Here is a 19545-nt window from a genome sequence, read left to right on the forward strand (position 1 = left end):
GCGAGACTGGCTTCCTCCGGCCGCTGACCGTTGACAGCTGACCGCCTTTATTTCGCCAGCCGGTACAGAGCCTCCGCATAGATCTTGGCGTTGAGCACCAGTTTGTCGATTTCCCAGTATTCATTAGGCAGGTGTTCCCGCACTGCATCCCCCGGGAAAATAGGCCCGAAGGCCACAATATTGGGGATGCTCTTGGCGTAGGTGCCGCCTCCGATGCAGATGGTCTTCGGTTCAAAGTCCGTCAGTTCTCCGTACACCTGGAGCAGGGTCTGGATGTAGTCGGTTTTGGGATCCACATACAGGGATTTCTTGTGGGTTTCGCCGACCTTCCGGAACCCGGCTTCTGCGAACTGGGCATCCAGTTTGGGAGCACAGTCCTCATAGGATTTGGTCACCGGATACCGGTAGTTGATCTTCAAGGTCAGTTTCCCAGCGTCTCCGGCAATAACCCCCAGGTTGAAGGACAGCTTCCCGGAATCCGGATCCTCCAGGCAGATGCCCAGGGATTCCCCGTGGATCTCCGTACCGATCTTTTGACCCAGGAACGCCAGTGCCTGATGGAGATCATCCCCAAAGGGCAGTTCCGCCAGAGCAGCCAGGAGACGGCCGATGGCATTTTCTCCCTTTTCCGGAGAAGCTGCATGGGCCTGGACTCCCTGGGCAGTGACTTTCAACCCTTCCGGGATTACTTCCCACTGGACCTTGGGATCCTTTTCTCCATATTTTTCCAGGATCTTGGCGGCTTCTGCAGGCGCGCACTGGATGGTGGCGGAAGCCAGGGCCGGCACCACGTTGAAGGCGGAGCCCCCTTTGATTTCCTTCAGAACCAGACCACCCTCCTGGGTGTAGGCCCGTTCAAAGGTTACGTTGATGATGCCTTTTTCCCCGTTGATCACCGGGTATTCTCCATCGGGGGTGAACCCGCACACAGGGATTTCCCCGCCTTTTTCCAGGTAATGCTTCATGTCCTGGCTGCCGGTTTCCTCGTTGGTACCAAAGAGGATCCGGATCCGCCGTTTCAGGGGAGCCCCGCTGTCCTTCAGGGCCTTCAGGGCATAGAGGGCGGCGGTGGTGGGGCCTTTGTCATCCATGGTGCCCCGGCCGTAGACGTTTTCTCCGTCCGCTTCCCCGCTGTAGGGATCCTTCGTCCAGCCGTCCCCTTCCGGCACCACATCCAGATGCCCCAGGACGGCTACCATTTCCGGTCCTTCCCCGTATTCACACCAACCCATATAGTTGTCCACATTTTCCGTGCGGAAGCCCATTTTGGCCGCTTCTTCCAGCATATAGGCCAGGCATCGGGCCGGACCTTCCCCGAAAGGCTTGCCGGGCACAGCCGGTTCCTGGACACTTTTGATCCGGACGGCTTCCTGCAGGGTTTTCACCATGGCTTCCCGATTGTTGTCTACCAGTTTTGCTAAATTCATTGTACGACCTCCTGATGTTTTTCCCTCAGAGCCTGCTGCCGGGGTACAAAAAAGCCCAGCAAAGGCGCAGCAAAACCACTCTGCCCCATGCTGGGTCTCACAATGCTCCCTGAGCTATTGGCCATAGCCCACACAAAATGAAACAGCATTCTCTATGGGTCTTACAACTTAAGTTTACCGTATCCGCCCGTCTGCTGTCAATGAAGTATTCCGATTTTTTAACATTATATAGTATGCTGTATACATGTTGACTGTCTTTTTGTTCACCGGTATAATGGGTACTGGTAGTGACGGAAAAGCCTGATTTTTCCGTCGAAATTCCGGAACTGTTCAAAGGAGGTCTTTTTATGCAAACGAAGCACCATCTGAAATGGCTGGCGGCCCTGGGGCTGTGTGCCGCCGTGCTCATGCCCCAGTACGCCCTGGCCCGGAAGGCCATGGATCCCAAGGCGGCCAAAGCCCTGTCCGCCCAGCTGGATGAAATGGTGGGCCATGACGGCACCCATGTACCCGGCCTGGGAGTGGAAGTGTACAAGAACGGAAAGAAAGTCTACACCCATTTTGCCGGACACCGGTATTTTGCAGAAAAGCCCGGCCAGAAAGACCTGCCCATCACTCCGGATACCCGGTTCCGGGCGGCCTCCGTCTCCAAGATGTTCACCGGCTTTACCATCATGCAGCTGGTGGATGAGGGGAAGCTCCGGCTGGACCAGGATGTAAGCGAGATCCTGGGCTTCCCTCTCCGGAATCCCAACTATCCGGACACCCCCATTACCGTCCGGATGCTCCTAAGCCACACCTCCAGTCTCCGGGACGGGAAGCTCTATGCCATTCCCCCGGAATACTCCGTCCGGGAATTTTTCGTGAAGGACGGGAAGTTCTATGAAAACGGGGACCATTTTGCTCCCGCCGGCCAGGCTCCCCGGGAATACTTCAAGTACTCCAACATCAACTACGGCCTTCTGGGTACCATCATCGAAAAAGTCACCGGGGAACGGTTCGATCTGTACCAGAAAAAGCACATCCTGAAGGACCTGGACATCAAGGCGGACTACACTGTGGGGAACCTTTCCAAAGGAGCCTTCAAAAACCTGGGGGTGATCTACCAGAAGAACAGCAATGGGAAATGGGATGAACAGGGGCCCTGGATCCCTCAGATTGATGACTACCAGGGGAAACAGCCTCCCAAAGACCAGGTGAAGGTCCAGAACCCGGACCACCGGGACCTGGATGCCTTCTACAGCCTGAAGGACTACCAGCCCGGCACCAACGCCACCTTCTTCTCCCCGCAGGGGGGCCTGCGGATCTCCTACGACGAACTGGGCCATGCCCTCCAGATGGTCCTGAACAACGGGAAGTACAAAGGTAGACAGGTGCTCCGGCCCGAGGCCCTGCGGGAAATGATGACCACCCAGTGGACCTGGGATCCGGCCAGGAAGAACGGGAACACCTACGGAGGCTCCATCGAGGCCTACGGCCTGGCCATGTATCCCATCAAGGGCAGCGGCACCTCCCGGGTGGTGAAAGACCATGAACTGGACCTGTGGGGCCACACCGGGGAAGCCTACGGCCTCCTGTCCGGCCTGTTCGTGGTCCCCGGCACCAAAAACGGGTTCATCTACATGATGAACGGAGAAGCGGTGGCCGAAGACGAGGACCCCAGGAGCGAAGGAAAATTCAGCGGGAACTATGTGTGGGAAGAGAATATCATGAATGCCATTTGTTACAAGGCGTTCTTTTGAAAAAAGGGACTGTGAAAAAATGATTTCTCATTTTTTCACAGTCCCTTTTCCAATTCCCCCTCATACTCCTCCAGCACCTGCTCAAAGGCTTCTTTTGTCAGGCACTGGTTGATGGCGTTCCGGTAGTGGGCGCTGTGAGGGAGACCAGTGAAGTAGCAGGCTCCATGGTGGCGCATTTCCCGGATGGCCACTTTTTCTCCCTTGAAGGCAATCAGGTCCCGGAGATGGCGCCGGACCATGGCAAACCGTTCCTCCAGGGTCACGGCTGGAATGGGTTTCCCGGCCAGGGCCGCCTTCACTTCCCGGAAGATCCAGGGATTTCCCTGGGCTCCCCGGGCGATCATGATTCCGTCACAGTGGGTGGTCTCCCACAGGGCCAGAGCATCCCGGGCGGTGAACACATCTCCGTTCCCCAGTACGGGAATGGACACGGCCTCCTTGACCTGGCGGATAATGTCCCAGTCCGCCTTTCCGCTGTAGAACTGCCCCCGGGTACGGCCATGGACTGCCACTGCCGCCACGCCGGCCTTTTCTGCCAGTCGTGCGATCTCCACCGCATTCCGGTGTTCCTCATCCCAGCCGGCCCGGAACTTCACCGTCACCGGCAGGTCCACCGCATCCACCAGAGCCGCCAGACAGGCATAGGCCCGTTCGGGGTCCTTCATCAGGGCGGACCCTTCCCCATTGGCCACGATTTTGTGCACCGGGCAGCCCATGTTGAAGTCGATGATGTCCGCCCCGTGTTCCGCCACGATTTTCGCACCCCGGGCCAATTCCTCCGGCACCGAACCGAACAGCTGGATGGCCACCGGATGCTCCCGGGGATCCACTTCCAACATGGCAAAGGTCTTGGGGTTCCTGAACAGCAAAGCCTTGGCGCTGACCATCTCCGAAACCGTGTAATCCGCCCCCAGCTCCCGGCAGATCACCCGGAAAGGAAGATCCGTAACCCCGGCCATAGGGGCAAGGGCGATGGGGAGCCGGGTCGGGAGGAGGGTTTGCAGCGTTTTTTCGATGTGAGTTGTCATTTAGGAGTGCTCCTTTACTGATTGTCAATGGTCAATTGTCAATGGCCGAATGAAAGCAGGAAGCAGCAATTCACTGCTTCCTGCTTTTGAATCTGTTCCTTGTAAAGAACTGTCTGAAAGAAAGCCAAGGCGAAAACTCAATAACAACTGAGTTTCCACTTCCAGACAGAAACAGTCATTCCGTTTTCAATTTTTCAAAGCCAACGAAAGTTGGCTTCCTTCGGCCATTGACCATTGACAGCTGACCGTGACCCGCGACCGCCTTTATTTGTTCATCTCATGCAGAATCCGCAGGCCTTCCAGGGTGAGGAAGGGTTCTACTACGTCTACCTGGTCGGATTCGCTGGCCATCAGTTTGCCAAAGCCTCCGGTGGCTACTACAAAGGCCTGGCCTCCCAGTTCTTTTTTCATCCGGGTGATCAGGCCGTCCATCTGGCCCACAAAGCCGTAAATCACGCCGGACCGCATGGCGTGAATGGTGTCCCGGCAGATTGCCTTGGGGGGCTTGATCAGTTCGATCCGGGGCAGCTTGGCCGCTTTCTGGAACAGGGCTTCAGTGGAAATGCCAATGCCCGGGGCAATGGCGCCACCCAGGTATTCCCCGGCAGGGGTCAGGGCGCAGAAAGTGGTGGCGGTGCCGAAGTCGATGATGATCAGATTCCCCTTGTCCCCGTACATGTTGTGGGCAGCCACTGCGTTGACGATCCGGTCGGCCCCGATCTGGGAGGGATCATCGTAATCCAGTTTCAGACCGGTTTTGATTTCGCTGGTGACCACAAAGGGAGTGATGCTGAAGAAACGCTTGCACATGTTGCACAGGGGTACCAGAAGAGGCGGCACTACGGTGGAAATGATGATGTTTTCGATATCCTTCATATCCATACCGCTGTAGGCAAACATGCTGCCCAGGATGATGCCGAATTCATCGGAAGTCCGGGAGCGGCTGCTGGAAATTCTCCAGTGTGCCTGCCAGGTATTGCCGTCGTGAACCCCTACTACGATGTTGGTGTTGCCAACATCCATGACCATTAACATGGTGAAAACCCTCCATATCGGTTTCTAGAATGACCGGCCTGGGAATCCCTCAGAAGCACCCTGCAGCAGGGCTCCCGGCATTCTCTCTCCGTACAGGTCCGGTCCATAAACGACTTTATTATAGGGGCAACGGGGGGAGTTGTCAAGGAAAAGGGGGTAATGCTGTATGGAACATACAGCATTACCCCCTTTGTCAGCAGTCAGCAGTCAACGGTCAATTGACCGCCTTTACTCCCACATCCCCCCTGCCTTCAGGGCCCGGCGGATGCGGGTGCCCAGGAAGGCGGTGATCAGGGCTTTTACGATGTCCAGGGGCAGGAAGGGGGCCACGGACAGAGCCAGGGTCTTTTCCCAGGTCATGGGCTTGTGGAGGAAAAAGGCAAAGCTCAGTTTAAAGCCGATGGCTCCGATGATGTAGCACACCACCGTCACCCCGGCCAGGGCCAGGAAGTTCTTCCACAGCCTGTCCCCGGCCCAGGATCCCCGGCTGATCTTCCCGGCCAGCCAGGCCACCACCGGGAAGCTGAGGATGAAGCCCCCGGTGGGCCCTGCCAGCATGACGATGCCGGCCTGTCCCTGGTTGAATACGGGCAGTCCCACACAGCCCAGGACCATCCATACCAGCACGCTGGCCGGTCCCCACACCGGTCCCAGCAGGAACCCGGCCAGGAGCACCATCAGAGTCTGGAGGGTCACCGGCACCGGTCCCAGGGGAATGGTCACATAGGAACTGAGGATGATCAAAGCGGTGAACAGCCCGGCTCCCATCATGTTTCTGGTCCGGTTCATGCGTATTTCCCCTTTCCCTGGGCCGGACGAATGGAAACATCCCCGGCCAGGACGGTTTCCACCGTACCGTCCTCTTTCTTCACCTGGAGAGCCCCGGTATCATCGATGTCCAGGGCCGTCCCCACATAGGTCTTGTCCGGTGCGATCACCTTCACCTGTTTTCCCAGGGTGATAGAATATTTCCGCCACTGGTCCAGGATGGGGCCGAATCCTTCCCGGCAGGCAATGTCATAATAGTATTCCAGATAATCCAGCACCTTGGCCAGGAGGGCCACCCGGTCCACCGGTTTTTCCGCTGCATCGGCAATGGAAATGGCGGCGGCCCGGAGTTCTTCCGGCACCATCTCTTTAGGCACGCACACATTGATGCCGATGCCCACCACCAGATAGTTGATGTGGCCGAATTCCGCACTCATTTCCGTAAGGATCCCCACCAGCTTCTTCCCGTTCAGCAGCACATCGTTGGGCCACTTGATCCTGGCATCCACCTGGCAGACTTCCCGGATGGCCCGGACCACCGCCACGGCGCTGAGCAGGGTCATTTTGGGGGCTTCCTGGGGCAGGAAGGTGGGCTTCAGCAGCAGGGAGAACCACAGGCCCTTGCCTTTGGGGCTGAACCAGCCCCGGGCCAGCCGTCCCTTGCCCCCGGTCTGTTCTTCCGCCACACAGACGGTGCCGTCGGCGGCGTTTTTGTCCGCCAGCTTCTTCAATACTTCGTTGGAGCTGGTGACGCTTTCCTCATAACAGATGGACCGGCCCACGAACCGGGTATGGAGATGAGCCATGATTTCCGAAGGCAGCAGTTTGTCCGGCACGGAAGTGAGTACATAGCCTTTTTTGGTGAACGCTTCGATGCCGTAGCCTTCCTTTTTCAGGGTCTGGATATGCTTCCAGATGGCCGTCCGGGTGATTCCCAGCTGTTTGGCCAGTTCCTCGCCGGAAACCGGTTCCGGCGCTTTTTTACGAAGGATGTTCAGGATTTCAGTACGCATGACAGTCTTCCTTTCGTTCCCTGTTGGGAGAAGTATGTTAACGCAATTGCTTGGATAAAGGGCTGTTGCCTGAGCAACAGCCCTTTCTTGTCAGCAGTCAACAGTCAGCGGTCAGCGGCCGTTGACAGGCTGCTGCCAAGGCAACAGCCTTTTTACGCCTGAGGCACTTCTTTCGGTACCGGCGCCATCACGGGTTCTTCGGCCGGTTCTTCGGCTGGGACCGGTCCGATGGGAGCCGGGGTACCGTCGGCGGGCTTCTTGGGTTCTTCCTGAGGCGGCACTTCGCCTTTTTCCAGGATATGGCCGTATTTCAGCAGTTCCTGGATCTCGTGGCCTTCCAGGGTCTCCCGTTCCATCAGGTTCTGGGCGATCAGGTGCAGCTTGTCCATATGGTCGGTGAGCAGCTTCACGGTGCCTTCGTAGGCTTCGTCGATGAACCGGCGGATTTCCCCGTCGATCTGGGCTGCCACTTTTTCACTGTAGTCGTTCTGCCGACCGATGTCCCGGCCCAGGAACACCTGTTCCTGCCGGTGGCCGAAGGTCACAGCCCCCAGCACATCGCTCATGCCGTATTCGCAGGTCATCCGCCGGGCCAGTTCCGTAGCCCGCTGGAGGTCGCTGCTGGCCCCGCTGGAAATCTCATGGAGCACCAGGGCTTCCGCCACACGGCCCCCCAGGAGCACCTTCAGCTGATCCAGCATTTCACTGCGGGTGGCATAATACCGGTCTTCCGTAGGCAGGCTCAAGGTATAGCCACCGGCACGGCCTCTGGGGATGATGGTCACCTTGTGCACCGGATCCGTATGGTCCAGGAGCATCCCCACCAGGGTATGGCCCCCTTCATGGTAGGCGGTGAGCTTCTTCTCTTCGTCGGTGATCACCCGGCTCTTCCGTTCCGGACCCATCATCACCCGTTCCGCGGCTTCTTCCAGGTCGCTCATGGTGATGGTCACCTGGTTGTGCCGGGCGGCCAGCAAGGCCCCTTCGTTCACCAGATTGGCCAGGTCAGCCCCGGTAAAGCCCGGGGTCTGCCGGGCAATGACTCCCAGATCCACAGAAGGATCGATGGGTTTGCCTTTGGTGTGGACCCGGAGGATGGCCCGGCGTCCCCGGATATCCGGCTTGTCCACCACAATCTGCCGGTCGAACCGGCCCGGACGCAGCAGTGCCGGATCCAGGATATCCGGACGGTTGGTGGCGGCGATCATGATGATCCCTTCGTTGGCACCGAACCCGTCCATTTCCACCAGCAGCTGGTTCAGGGTCTGTTCCCGTTCATCATGGCCCCCGCCCAGGCCGGCGCCTCTCTGGCGGCCTACGGCGTCGATTTCGTCGATGAACACAATGCAGGGAGCGTTTTTCTTGGCCTGGTCGAACAGGTCACGGACACGGGAGGCCCCCACCCCCACGAACATTTCCACAAAGTCAGATCCGGAGATGCTGAAGAAAGGCACCCCCGCTTCCCCGGCCACGGCTTTGGCCAGGAGGGTCTTCCCGGTACCGGGAGGTCCGTAGAGCAGCACCCCTTTGGGGATCTTGGCTCCCAGCTGGTTGTACTTCTGGGGGGCCTTCAGGAATTCCACCACTTCTTCCAGTTCCTGTTTGGCTTCATCAGCCCCGGCTACATCCTTGAAGGTGACCCGGCTCTTGCCGTCCCCATAAAGCTTGGCCTTGCTCTTGCCGAAGCTCATGACCCGGCTGCCGCCCCCCTGGGCGTTGTTCATCATGAAGAACCAGAGGATCACTATGACCACCATGGGCAGGAGAGAAGTCAGGATATTGCTGAGCATGGAAGGCTGGGGCGGCAGTTCCGCCTTGATTTCCACATCCCGGGCCCGGAGGGTGTCCACCAGTTTGTCATCCCGGGGCGCAATGGTGGTGAAGTCGGCACCGTTTTTCAGCTTGCCTTTGATCACCGAATTGTCCACAATGGTTACACTCTTCACTTCATCCTGCTGGACTTCCTTGATGAAGTTGCTGTAGCTCATTTCGTTCTTGGGAGTGCTGGAGGCATTGTAATAATCGTAAATCCAGACCCCTACAATGACAATGAGCAGGTAAAATACCAGATTACGGATAAACTTACTCACACTAGAGCTCCTTTCCTGTCTGAACCATTCCGGGAAGGACCGGCAGACATGGAATTATTTTTCATAGACGGACCGTTTCAGGATACCGATATAGGGCAGGTTCCGGTATTCTTCGTCGTAATCCAGGCCGAAGCCCACCACGAATTCATCGGGAATCTCGAACCCGGCATAGTCCGGCAGCACCTTCACCAGCCGGCGTTCCTTCTTGTCCAGCATGGCTGCTACTTTCAGGGTCTTGGGGTTCCGGTTCCGGAACAGTTCTCCCACTTCCTTCAGGGTGAGTCCGGTGTCGATCACATCGTCCACAAGCAGCACGTTTTTGCCGGCGATGTTCCGGGAGGTATCATAGTCGATGTCCACTTTGCCGGAAGATTTGGTGCCGGAACCGTAGGAAGAAGCCTTGATGAAGTCGATCCGCACCGGCACGGTAATGTGCTGGGTCAGTTCCGTAAGGAAATAGGCAGCCCCCTTCAAAAGGCCGATGACCACCAGTTCTTCTCCGGCATAATCCTTGCTGATCTGGGCGCCCATTTCAGCGATCCGGGTTTTTAAGGTTTTCTCATCAATCAGGACTCTTTCAAGATTTTCGTTCATTTCTCTGACGCTCCTTTTGTGCTAGCTTGGCGGCCCGTTCTTCTTCCCGGGACCGCTGGTTTTTTCCCACCATCAGCCGGCCGTTCAGATAGATCAGCCGGACACCGCCGGGGACATCTAGGGACTTGTTGCCCACGCCCCGTTCAATCATTTCCAATATTTTGCGGACATGATCATAACTCATTTCCGCTCCGCCCACCCGACGGACCAGGATCCGGATCACCCGGCTCTGGAGAGCCAGGGGCAGGGCGGCAAAATCCTTCTCCACCTTGATATCCCAGGTGTCGAACACTTCCCGGCCATAGGCACCGATGTAACGGCCGGCCAGTTTTTCCAGATAGGCCTCATCACTGGCAGCCAGAGCTGCCGCCTGGGCCAGTTGCTTCCGAATCTGGGGATTCTGGGTCTCCAGAAGGGGCAGCAGGGTCTTCCGGACCCAGTTCCGCTTCAGGCTCTGGTCCTCATTGGAACTGTCCTCACACCAGGCAAGGCCCATTTCCTCACAGTAGGCTTCCGTATCCCGCCGGGTGATTTCCAGAAAGGGACGGGCCAGATATCCGCTTACCGGCAGCATTCCCCGCATCCCCCGGGTACCGGCGCCCCGGACCAGATTCAGGAGCACGGTTTCCGCCTGGTCATCCTGATGATGGGCCAGGAAAATGGCAGCGGCACCGGTTTCCTGCCGGACCTTTTCCAGGGCTCCATACCGGAGCTTCCGGGCCGCCTCCTCCAGGGAAAGCCCTTCCCCTTCCGCCAGGGACCGGACATCCACATCCACCCGCCGGAAGGCCAGGCCCCGGTTCCGGCAGTACTCTTCCGCCTGCCGGGCATCCTGTTCCGCTTCCTCCCCCCGGAGATGGTGCTGGACATGAACTGCCAGCACATCCACCCCGTCTTCTTCTCCCTGGGAGGCCATCACATCAGTGAGGCACAGGGAATCCGCTCCGCCGCTTAAGGCGGCGATGACTTTCGTCCCCGGTTTCCACAGGGGGGACTGGGCCACCAGCTGCCGCAGGCTGTTTTCCAAAATACTCAACGTTTTCACCTTCTAATTAAAAAAGGTACTTCCGAGGAAGTACCTTTTGTGTTCATCAATCTCCTCTGCGAGCACCACGGCCGCCCCGTTTGGACTCCGTATTCCGTTTCAGATCCAGCAGACGATCATCGCTTTCCTTCAGGAACCGGGAAAGCTTGTCCTCGAAGCTCATGGGACCCTGGGCCCGGGGAGCTCCATGGAAGGGTTTGCTCTCGAACCGCTTCTTCCCTTCGAACCGTTTGTTTTCGAAGTGTCTGTTTTCAAAATGTCTGTTTTCTCCCGCCGGTTTCCGTTCCGGTGCAGGAGCAGGAGGCATCAGGGCTTTCAGGGACAGGCCGATTTTCCCCTTGTCGTCAATGGAAACCACCTTGACGGTAACCTTATCCTTTACCTTGAGGAAATCATGTACATCTTTGACGAAGACATTGGAAACCTCAGAAATGTGAATCAGACCAACCTTATTTTCGGGCAATGACACAAAAGCACCAAAATTCGTAATCCCGGTGACAATACCATCAACAACTGCGCCTTTTTCCAAAGCCATAAGTCAAAGACATCCTCCTTTAATCAGTGGGTATTACGTTAACCATTATACCGTTGTTAACGAATTTTCGTCAAGAGGGAAAAGGGGCTGCCGCATGCGCAACAGCCCCTTTGGTCAATGGTCAACAGACATCTTTATGCTTCCTTCCCCTCATACTCATACCCCGCCTTCAGGATGGCGCTTTTGAAGTCGTTTTCGGGGACGTTCCGGGTTTCGGTGACTTCCACGGTGCCGGAGGTGTGGTCGGCTTTGGCGCTGGTGACCCCTTCCAGGCCTTCCAGGGCTTTCTTCACCCGGCCTTCGCAGTGGGCGCACATCATGCCCTTCACTTTCAGGGTCACGGTGGTGCCCTCTGCAGCCGGTACCGGGCAGGCAGCAGGCTGAGGAGCCAGATCCGCTTTTTCCACCACAGCGGCTGCAGGGTTCTTCCGTTTCTTGTCATGGCTGGCATCATGGAGCTTGAACAGGTTCAGCCGCAGGGCATTCATGCACACGGTGAAGCTGGAAATACTCATGGCCGCCGCCCCCACCATGGGGTTCATCTTGTAGCTGAACAGCCCGGCTGCCAGAGGGATGCAGATGACATTGTAGAAGAAGGCCCAGAACAGGTTCTCGTGGATGTTGGTCACGGTGCCCCGGCTCAGCCGCACCGCTGCGGATACGTCCGTGAGCCGGCTGTTCATCAGCACGATGTCGGCAGAATCGATGGCCACGTCCGCTCCTGCACCGATGGCGATACCGATGTCTGCCCGGGTGAGAGCCGGCGCATCGTTGATGCCGTCCCCTACCATGGCCACCAGGCCTCCGGCTTTCTGGAGTTCCCGGATCACCGTTTCCTTGCCTTCCGGCAAGACCCCGGCCACCACTTTGTCCACCCCGGCCTGACGGCCGATGGCTTCGGCAGTCCGCTGGTTGTCCCCGGTGACCATGACCACTTCGATGCCCATGTTCTGGAGTTCCTTGATGGCCTTGGCGGAATCTTCCTTGATCACGTCAGCCACGGCGATCATCCCGGCCAGCTTCCCGTCTTTGGCGAACACCAGGGGTGTCTTGCCCTGACCGGCCAGTTCCGCTCCTTTGGCTTCCATGGCGTCATCCAGGGCCCCCAGGCTCTTCAGAAAGCTCAGGCTTCCGCCAATGAGTTTCTTCCCTTTCTGGATCACCTGGAGTCCGTTCCCGGGCAGAGCCTGGAAATCATCCACAACGTCTGCTCTGAGACCTTTGGCTTCCGCTTCTTCCACTACGGCTTTGGCCAGGGGATGTTCGGATTTCTGTTCCAGGTCATAGGCCAGCTGGAGCAGGCTTTCTTTGGTATAGCCTTCCGCCGGCACCACATCGGTTACCTTGGGCTGGCCTTTGGTAATGGTCCCTGTTTTGTCCAGAGCCACCACTGCCACTTTCCCGGCGTTTTCCAGGGAAGAGGAGGTCTTGAACAGGATGCCGTTCTTGGCCCCTACCCCGCTGCCCACCATAATGGCTACAGGAGTGGCAAGCCCCAGGGCGCAGGGGCAGGCGATGACCAGCACGGCGATGCCCCGGGCAATGGCGGAGCCCAGAGGAGCTCCGGCGATCAGCCAGCCGAGGGTGGTGACCAGGGCGATGCTGATGATGGCCGGCACGAACACGGCGGAAACCTTATCGGCAATCCGGGCAATGGGAGCCTTTGTGGCCGCCGCATCGCTGACCAGTTTGATGATCTGGCTCAGGGTGGTGTCTTCCCCTACCCGGGTGGCTTCACATTCCAGGTACCCGGACTGGTTGATGGTGGCGGTGGAAACCTTGTCTCCGGGCTTCTTGTCCACCGGCAGGCTTTCCCCGGTCAGGGCGCTTTCGTTGACGGCGGAATTGCCCTTGACCACCACCCCGTCCACCGGGATGTTTTCTCCGGGACGGACGGCGAAAATGTCTCCTTTCTGGACTTCATCGATGGAGACGGTGACTTCCTTCCCGTCCCGGATCAGCACAGCGGTCTTGGGAGCCAGCTTCATGAGCCCTTTCAGGGCATCGGTGGTCCGGCCCTTGCTCATGGCTTCCAGCATCTTCCCCAGGGTGATCAGGGAAGGGATCATGGCTGCGGTTTCAAAGTACAGGTCGTGCATGTACATGTGGTGGAGTTCTTCGAAGGGCGTTCCGTGGGCGGTCAGGAAGGTGATATCATAGAACACCGCCAGGCTCCACAGGAAGGAAACGGAAGAACCCAGGGCCACCAGGGTATCCATATTGGGAGCCCCGTGGAACAGGGTCTTGAAACCGCTGGTGTAAAAGTCCTTGTTGATGTACATGACGATAATGGCCAGGAGCATCTGGGTAAGCATCAGTCCCAGATGGTTCCCGTCCAGCAGAGCGGGCACCGGCCACCCCAGCATGTTGTGGCCCATGGTGATGTACATGAGCAGGAACAGGAACCCCAGGGAGGTAACCAGCCGCCGGCGGAGCCGGGGCGTCTCATGGTCCTTCAGGGCTTCTTCATCGGCGGCCAGCTTTTCCGCCACTCCCTGTTTGGCCTGGGCGGCTCCTTTGACGGAAGCCCCGTAGCCTGCGTCCTCCACGGCCTTGATAATATCCCCATCGGAGGCGGTCCCTTCCACCCCCATGCTGTTGGTCAGGAGGGAAACCGATACCCCGGTGACCCCGGGAACCCCGGCCACCGCCTTTTCCACATGGGCCTGGCACGAAGCACAGGTCATGCCTGTTACTATATATTGTTTCATAACCGATCCTCTCTTTCTATACCCTACCAGGGTATCCTTCTTTCATGGTCATATCATACTCTGTTGGGGGATATTTGTCAAGAGAAAAAGGGGGGTGTGAAAAATTCACACCCCCCTGTCACTGACCTCTTGTCACTGGTCACTGGATAAAGAAAGGCAGCCGGGCTGCGGCTGTCTTTCATTGTATGAAGCTGGCTCGGACGCGCCTTTGGCTTGTCCTTGCTCTTCAGAAGAACTCACAACAAGCAACAGATTAAAAGAAAAGCAACGTCTTTTTTATTCGAAAGAACCCGTCAGCCACGGATTCTTTCCATTGGCCAGAGACCAGTGACAACCAGTTAAATCTGTCCCAGCGCTTTCAGGATCACTTCGGCGATGGCGGCGGACCCTACGTAGGTGCCGATGAAGATCACGCAGGCCAGGACCACGATCCGCCAGCCGGTTTTCTTGAAGGCGTCCATGTCCTTGCCGATGGAGATCCCCGCGTAGGCCAGGATGGGGGTACACAGGGCCAGGAAGCCCACTTTCTTCATATACATGTTGACCACTTCAGAGCCCGGGAACCCGGGATAGGTCAGGATACAGCCCAGGGTGGTAATGTAGGCCACCGCCGGGATCCCTCCGGGGATCACCCGGGCGGCCACGATCCCTGCCAGGGAAATGGCGATGAGGATCACCATGCCGGGGACTGCGTCCATAAAGGGAATGTTGCTGGACAGGGTATTGGCCACCAGGGACAGGAAAGCCGTGATAATGAGGACCAGCGTAGTTTCAGGCAAAGTAAACGATCTCATTTTCCTTCCTCCTCCTTGGTCAGCACATGACCGTATTTGATGATGCAGCATTTCTTGTAGAGCCATTCCGTCAAAGGCAGGGCCAGGAACACGGCCATGTATACCCCGTCCAGACCGGAAAGCATGTTGGAGGCGGTGGCGAAAGCGGCCAGTTGGTCAGCCATTTCCGGATACATCACCGTCAGGGTCCCCAGGGAAGCGGACATCATGCTGGCGCTCCCCACCCCGGAGGCCATGGCCAGGGAATAGGGATGGAAGATCTTTAAAGCTGCCAGGAAGGAAGCCATGATCCCGAAGAACACAGTGCCGCACACGGTACCGGCAATGTACACGCTCATGACCCCCCGGCCTTCCGGAGTATCCAGGCCGTATTTTTCACCGATGAGAGCCACGTTGGGTTCCCGGGCGATGGAATGGGCGGCCCCGATGGTCTCCCGTTTCAGCCCGAAGGCCACCGCCAGGGGAACCCCCAAAAATACCGTCCCCAGGTTCCCGAATTCCTGGAGGATCAAAGCCGGGCTGGCACTGATGATTTTCGGCAGGGTGGGCCCCACCAGGGTCCCATACCGGGCCATAAGCAGCATCAGGGTAATGCCCACCAGGGAGCCTGCGTCTTCCATGTCCTTCTGTTTGGTCAGTTTAAAGAAGTTGGGAGTGGTCAGGATCCCCAGGATCAGGGCATAGAGCATGGGGACAAACACCACTTTCCCCGGGCCCAGATTGAAGGATTTGATACCGATCAGTTCGGCGATGACCACCAGGGCCAGGGCCGTAATGTGCAGTTTCCAGTTAATCATGGTCGGGTTCCTCCTCGCTGAAATAGCCATCCAGTTTGGCAATGTATTGTTCTTTGGTAAGCGCCGGCTTGAAATCGGCCAGGATCTTCTTGGCTTCCTTGGCATCATCGCTCAAAAGGTCGATGACCATGCCGGCAAAGGCTTTCCCGGGCAGGAGCGCCGCCGCATGGAAATCCACCACCTTGAAATCCGGTCCGTGGAGCAGTCCGTCCACCCCGCCGATGAAGGGATGGATGGCGGGCATCAGATGGGACACATCCCCCATGTCCGTGGAGGCGCTGAAGTGGCCGGCGTTGGTGATTTCCACCTCCGGGAAGGCGTCCTGGGCATTGTGGACGAACAGTTCATTCATTTCCGGGTTGCAGATGAGAGGCAGCTGGCCGGGCAGGGTGTCGATGTTCACCTTGGCCCCGATAGCGGCGCCCCCCGCCCGGAGAGCCGCATCCACCTTGGCGTTGGTCCGGTCGATGGCGTCCATGGATTTGGCCCGGACATAGGTTTCGATCCGCACATCGTCAGGCACATTGTTCACCAGGTCTCCCCCTTTGGTAATGATGGGATGGACCCGGATGGCATCGTCATCCCGGAAGGTTTCCCGGAGGGCATTGATCCCCATGATCCCCAGCATGGCGGCGTTCAGGGCGTTGATACCCTGGTCCGGAGCGTCGGCGGCATGGGCGGCCTTCCCCACATACTGGATGGTCTTGCCGATGAACCCGTTGCTGCTGGTACCGATGGCCACCACCGGTTTGGGGGTCCGTTTCTGGGAATGGATCATCATGGCCATGTCGATGTCATCGAATTCCCCTTCATAGATCAGTTCGCCTTTCCCATGGAGGAAATGGAGCTTCCCTTCTTTCCGGAGCTTTTTCCGGTAGGCGATCTGGACGTATTCTTCCGCCGGGACCCCGAAGAACACCACATTCCCGCACAGGTCCTTCATGACCCCGGTTTTGGCAAGGCCGTAGGCAGCGGCCAGCATGGAAGACTGCTGCATGTGGTGGCCGCAGGCGTGGGCAGCCCCGGTATCCGGATCCGCTTTGGGATGTTCCGGGCAGCCAATGGCATCCAGTTCCCCCAGGATGGCGATGGTGGGACCGGGCTTGCCCCCTTTCAGGACCCCTTTGACAGCAGTAATGGCCATTCCCTTCCGGTAGGGGATCCCCAGTTTGTCGAACTGGGCCGCCAGTTTGGCGGAAGTCTTGAATTCCTTGAACCCGAATTCCGGTTCCGAAGCCACATCCGCTGCATAGGCCTGCAGCTCCTGAGCAGAATCATCAATCATCTTGAACACTTTTTGTTTCAGTACTTCCTTATCCGTAATCTCCACTCCCCTAACGAAAAATTATTGTACGCACTTATCATACTCTTGTTTTGTTATTTTATCAACATTTTTGTTTTATTTTACATAAGTAACCGTTTTTGTTACGTTTTAGGTGTAAAAGAGAGGGTGCTGCAGAGCAGCACCCTCTTTTTTTGTCAATGGTCAATTGTCAATCGTCAATGGCCGAATGATAAAATTTGCAGGCAAATTTTTTTGAAGGCGAAAGATGCCTTTGACAGCTTTACCCGATCAACAGCACACTCAGATCATTTACATTGGTCCCGGTGGCTCCGGTGATCAGGAGACCCTTGGTTTTTTCCAGGGCATGGTAGGCGTCGTTTTTGTCCAGTACATCGGAAATGGCAATGCCTTCTTCCGCCAGCCGGGCTTTGGTGGTTCCGTCTCCGTAGCCTCCGGCGGCGTCGGTGGGGCCGTCGGTGCCGTCGCTGCCAAAGGAGAACACCGCCACATTGTCCAGGCCGGCAATGCCGTCAGCGGCGGCAAGAGCGATTTCCTGGTTCCGTCCTCCCTTGCCCCGGCCGTGGAGATGGACCACCGTTTCTCCCCCGGCCAGCACCGCCAGCTTCTTTCCGCTGGCTGCGTACTGCCGTCCGATAGCCGCCAGGAAGCTGCCTGCCTCCTTGGCCTGGCAGTTCAGGCTGGTGGTCAAAAGCCAGGTCTCATACCCCAGCTTTTCCGCCGCCTTCTGGCCTGCCGCCGCCAGTTCCGTCACACTGCCGGTAATCACCGTTTCCACATTGTCCAGGGTCTTGGGGGTCTCTTCCCCCAGGGCCTTTTCCGCATCTGCCGGCAGCATGATTTTGAACTTCCGGATCACCTCCAGGGCTTCCTCACAGGTGGAGGAATCCGGATAGGCCGGCCCGGAGGCGATCATGTCCAGGGGATCCCCGATGATGTCGCTGAGCACAATGGCATACACCTGGGCCGGAGCGCAGAGCCGGGCGAATTTCCCGCCCTTTACAGAGCTCAGCCGTTTCCGCACCGTGTTCATGGATACGATATCCGCCCCGCTGGCCAACAGGTCCGAGGTAATGTCCTGGAGTTCCTTCAGGGAAATCAGAGGCTTTTCGAAAAGAGCCGAGCCCCCGCCGCTGATCAAAAACAGCACCGTGTCTTCCGCCGTCAGATCCTTGACCAGGTCGATGGCCCGCTGGGTAGCCTTCAGGGAGTTCTCATCCGGCACCGGATGGCCGGCTTCCCAGATTTCCAGAGGGGCCAGTTCCCCCTTGCTGTGGCCGTATTTGGTGATCACGATCCCGCTGGAGATCCGTCCGTCCAGGATCCCCACCGCCGTTTTGGCCATCTGCCAGGCGGCCTTCCCAATGGCCACCACCACGATTTTCCCCCTGCCGAACTCCTTATGTTCCAAAGCTTTTGCTACCGCCGCATCAGGAAGCGAAGCCCTAATGGCCTCCTCCATGATGGTCTCTGCATCTGTACGTAATGTCATGGTGTTTTCCCCCTCAAAATATTGCGAACTGGTTTCATTATAGCATATTCTTGCACCGGCCGCCGGCCCAATGGTACAATGAGGACAAAACAGCTGCAAAAGGAGCTTTTTCATGACCCTGTACAATGATTTCATGGCCTGGGTACCGGCCCTGGTGATCCTGGCCGTTACCATCCTGTTTTACATCGGCTTCCGGATCGTCAGCATCCGGGTGATCCGGTTCATCCTGGACAAACTGCCCTTTGCGGCAGATGAAAACATTTCTGCCGCGGTGTACCGGCCCGGGCGCATGGCCATTGCCGTCTTCGGGGGCTATACGGCCCTTGCCAATTCTCCCTGGGAGAGACTGGCCCAGACGGCCCTTGTATCCAATACGGTTTCTTCCCTGCTGGTGATTGCCTTTTACTGGATCCTGTACAATTTCAGTTCCACCACCAGCGTCCTGTTCGACCACTTTTTCAGCAAATCCGGCAAAAAGCTGGATCCGGCCATCAGCGGACTGTTTTCGTCCTTCTTCCATGCCCTGATCCTGTTTTTTGCTCTGGCCACCGTGCTGAGCACCTGGGGGGTCAACATCAGCGGATTCATTGCCGGGCTGTCCATCGGCGGCCTGGCAGTATCCCTGGCGGCCAAGGACTCCCTGGCCAACATTTTCGCCTGTCTGGTGATCCTCATGGATCAGCCCTTCCACGTGGGAGACTGGATCATCTGCAACAATGTGGAAGGCATCGTGGAATCCATTTCCTTCCGGAGCACCAATGTGCGGACCTTTACCCAGGCTCTGGTGTACATCCCCAATTCTCTCATTATCAGCACCCCCATCCAGAATTTCACCAACCGGCACATGCGCCGGCTGGAAATGACCCTGGGGGTCACCTATGACAGCACCCGAGAGCAGATGGAGGAACTGGTCCGGAAAATCAGGGAATTTCTCCAGGAAGACCCGGACATTGTGGACGAAGGGATTACCGTGGCCTTTTCGGAAATGGGAGCCAGCAGCCTGGACATCAGCATCGTCTGCTACTGCCGGCACACCAGCTACGATAAATTCATGAAGAGCAAAGAACGGATCAACCTGGAACTGATGAAGCTCCTGGAAGAAACCGGCACCAGCGCCGCGTTTCCCAGTACAAGCGTGTATATTGAAAAAGGACCGGCCGCCTGAGCGGCT

Annotated in this window: 16 protein-coding genes; 2 read left to right on the forward strand and 14 right to left on the reverse strand. The window is 57.5% G+C overall.

Going from position 1 to position 19545, the window contains the following annotated elements; genetic code table 11:
• Window positions 1-47: 47 nt before the first annotated feature.
• A complete protein-coding gene (gene pepV / locus ACTQY1_RS01665; RefSeq protein WP_022487339.1) occupies window positions 48-1427 on the reverse strand; it encodes a dipeptidase PepV in 1380 nt (459 codons plus the stop codon).
• Window positions 1428-1774: 347 nt separating this feature from the next.
• Between pepV and ACTQY1_RS01670 the strand changes: the two genes are divergently transcribed.
• The gene (locus ACTQY1_RS01670) at window positions 1775-3169 is read left to right on the forward strand and encodes a serine hydrolase domain-containing protein (RefSeq protein ID WP_441368848.1); all 1395 of its coding nucleotides are present in this window, start codon (window positions 1775-1777) and stop codon (window positions 3167-3169) included.
• A gap of 35 nt (window positions 3170-3204) precedes the next feature.
• Here ACTQY1_RS01670 and dusB read toward each other — a convergent pair whose 3' ends face one another.
• The 13 genes from dusB to ACTQY1_RS01735 all read right to left on the reverse strand — a co-directional run bounded on the left by dusB (window position 3205) and on the right by ACTQY1_RS01735 (window position 18374).
• Window positions 3205-4197, reverse strand: coding sequence for a tRNA dihydrouridine synthase DusB (dusB, locus tag ACTQY1_RS01675; protein ID WP_302157603.1), 993 nt, complete (start codon window positions 4195-4197; stop codon window positions 3205-3207).
• A gap of 264 nt (window positions 4198-4461) precedes the next feature.
• Window positions 4462-5232, reverse strand: coding sequence for a type III pantothenate kinase (locus ACTQY1_RS01680; protein ID WP_154488552.1), 771 nt, complete (start codon window positions 5230-5232; stop codon window positions 4462-4464).
• A gap of 228 nt (window positions 5233-5460) precedes the next feature.
• Window positions 5461-6021, reverse strand: a complete 561-nt coding sequence (locus tag ACTQY1_RS01685; protein ID WP_441368849.1) for a biotin transporter BioY — start codon at window positions 6019-6021, stop codon at window positions 5461-5463.
• Entirely contained in the window at window positions 6018-7013 is a 996-nt protein-coding gene (locus ACTQY1_RS01690) for a biotin--[acetyl-CoA-carboxylase] ligase (RefSeq protein ID WP_303226188.1), read from the reverse strand. The genes ACTQY1_RS01685 and ACTQY1_RS01690 overlap by 4 nt, the downstream gene beginning before the upstream one ends.
• 152 nt (window positions 7014-7165) lie before the next feature.
• Window positions 7166-9103, reverse strand: coding sequence for an ATP-dependent zinc metalloprotease FtsH (gene ftsH, locus ACTQY1_RS01695; RefSeq protein ID WP_022487345.1), 1938 nt, complete (start codon window positions 9101-9103; stop codon window positions 7166-7168).
• A gap of 54 nt (window positions 9104-9157) precedes the next feature.
• On the reverse strand, window positions 9158-9697 hold the full coding sequence (gene hpt / locus ACTQY1_RS01700; protein ID WP_154488551.1) for a hypoxanthine phosphoribosyltransferase: 540 nt from the start codon (window positions 9695-9697) through the stop codon (window positions 9158-9160).
• The gene (tilS, locus tag ACTQY1_RS01705) at window positions 9681-10733 is read right to left on the reverse strand and encodes a tRNA lysidine(34) synthetase TilS (protein ID WP_154488550.1); all 1053 of its coding nucleotides are present in this window, start codon (window positions 10731-10733) and stop codon (window positions 9681-9683) included. The genes hpt and tilS overlap by 17 nt, the downstream gene beginning before the upstream one ends.
• 55 nt (window positions 10734-10788) lie before the next feature.
• On the reverse strand, window positions 10789-11277 hold the full coding sequence (locus ACTQY1_RS01710; protein WP_022487348.1) for a S1 RNA-binding domain-containing protein: 489 nt from the start codon (window positions 11275-11277) through the stop codon (window positions 10789-10791).
• Window positions 11278-11411: 134 nt separating this feature from the next.
• Window positions 11412-13988, reverse strand: a complete 2577-nt coding sequence (locus tag ACTQY1_RS01715; RefSeq protein WP_441368852.1) for a heavy metal translocating P-type ATPase — start codon at window positions 13986-13988, stop codon at window positions 11412-11414.
• A gap of 338 nt (window positions 13989-14326) precedes the next feature.
• The gene (locus tag ACTQY1_RS01720; RefSeq protein ID WP_022487350.1) at window positions 14327-14782 is read right to left on the reverse strand and encodes a hypothetical protein; all 456 of its coding nucleotides are present in this window, start codon (window positions 14780-14782) and stop codon (window positions 14327-14329) included.
• Complete coding sequence (locus tag ACTQY1_RS01725; protein WP_022487351.1) at window positions 14779-15579, reverse strand: DUF3100 domain-containing protein; 801 nt, start codon at window positions 15577-15579, stop codon at window positions 14779-14781. Before ACTQY1_RS01725 ends, ACTQY1_RS01720 begins: the two co-directional genes overlap by 4 nt.
• On the reverse strand, window positions 15572-16909 hold the full coding sequence (locus ACTQY1_RS01730) for an amidohydrolase (protein WP_022487352.1): 1338 nt from the start codon (window positions 16907-16909) through the stop codon (window positions 15572-15574). Before ACTQY1_RS01730 ends, ACTQY1_RS01725 begins: the two co-directional genes overlap by 8 nt.
• 235 nt (window positions 16910-17144) lie before the next feature.
• Window positions 17145-18374: a glycerate kinase type-2 family protein gene (locus tag ACTQY1_RS01735; protein WP_022487353.1), complete on the reverse strand. Its 1230-nt coding sequence runs from the start codon at window positions 18372-18374 to the stop codon at window positions 17145-17147.
• A gap of 112 nt (window positions 18375-18486) precedes the next feature.
• On the opposite strand from ACTQY1_RS01735, the gene ACTQY1_RS01740 reads away from it, so the two are divergent.
• The gene (locus ACTQY1_RS01740; RefSeq protein ID WP_022487354.1) at window positions 18487-19539 is read left to right on the forward strand and encodes a mechanosensitive ion channel family protein; all 1053 of its coding nucleotides are present in this window, start codon (window positions 18487-18489) and stop codon (window positions 19537-19539) included.
• Window positions 19540-19545: the final 6 nt, after the last annotated feature.

Origin of the sequence: Acidaminococcus sp. HCP3S3_G9_1 (assembly GCF_052122455.1) — a bacterium.
Taxonomy (GTDB): Bacteria; Bacillota; Negativicutes; order Acidaminococcales; family Acidaminococcaceae; genus Acidaminococcus.

Bases quoted from the DNA above. Each gene is read 5' to 3' on its own strand.
- pepV (WP_022487339.1), bottom strand. From the start codon at position 1,427: ATGAATTTAGCAAAACTGGTAGACAACAATCGGGAAGCCATGGTGAAA.
- ACTQY1_RS01670 (WP_441368848.1), top strand. From the start codon at position 1,775: ATGCAAACGAAGCACCATCTGAAATGGCTGGCGGCCCTGGGGCTGTGT.
- dusB (WP_302157603.1), bottom strand. From the start codon at position 4,197: ATGACAACTCACATCGAAAAAACGCTGCAAACCCTCCTCCCGACCCGG.
- ACTQY1_RS01680 (WP_154488552.1), bottom strand. From the start codon at position 5,232: ATGTTAATGGTCATGGATGTTGGCAACACCAACATCGTAGTAGGGGTT.
- ACTQY1_RS01685 (WP_441368849.1), bottom strand. From the start codon at position 6,021: ATGAACCGGACCAGAAACATGATGGGAGCCGGGCTGTTCACCGCTTTG.
- ACTQY1_RS01690 (WP_303226188.1), bottom strand. From the start codon at position 7,013: ATGCGTACTGAAATCCTGAACATCCTTCGTAAAAAAGCGCCGGAACCG.
- hpt (WP_154488551.1), bottom strand. From the start codon at position 9,697: ATGAACGAAAATCTTGAAAGAGTCCTGATTGATGAGAAAACCTTAAAA.
- ACTQY1_RS01710 (WP_022487348.1), bottom strand. From the start codon at position 11,277: ATGGCTTTGGAAAAAGGCGCAGTTGTTGATGGTATTGTCACCGGGATT.
- ACTQY1_RS01715 (WP_441368852.1), bottom strand. From the start codon at position 13,988: ATGAAACAATATATAGTAACAGGCATGACCTGTGCTTCGTGCCAGGCC.
- ACTQY1_RS01720 (WP_022487350.1), bottom strand. From the start codon at position 14,782: ATGAGATCGTTTACTTTGCCTGAAACTACGCTGGTCCTCATTATCACG.
- ACTQY1_RS01725 (WP_022487351.1), bottom strand. From the start codon at position 15,579: ATGATTAACTGGAAACTGCACATTACGGCCCTGGCCCTGGTGGTCATC.
- ACTQY1_RS01735 (WP_022487353.1), bottom strand. From the start codon at position 18,374: ATGACATTACGTACAGATGCAGAGACCATCATGGAGGAGGCCATTAGG.
- ACTQY1_RS01740 (WP_022487354.1), top strand. From the start codon at position 18,487: ATGACCCTGTACAATGATTTCATGGCCTGGGTACCGGCCCTGGTGATC.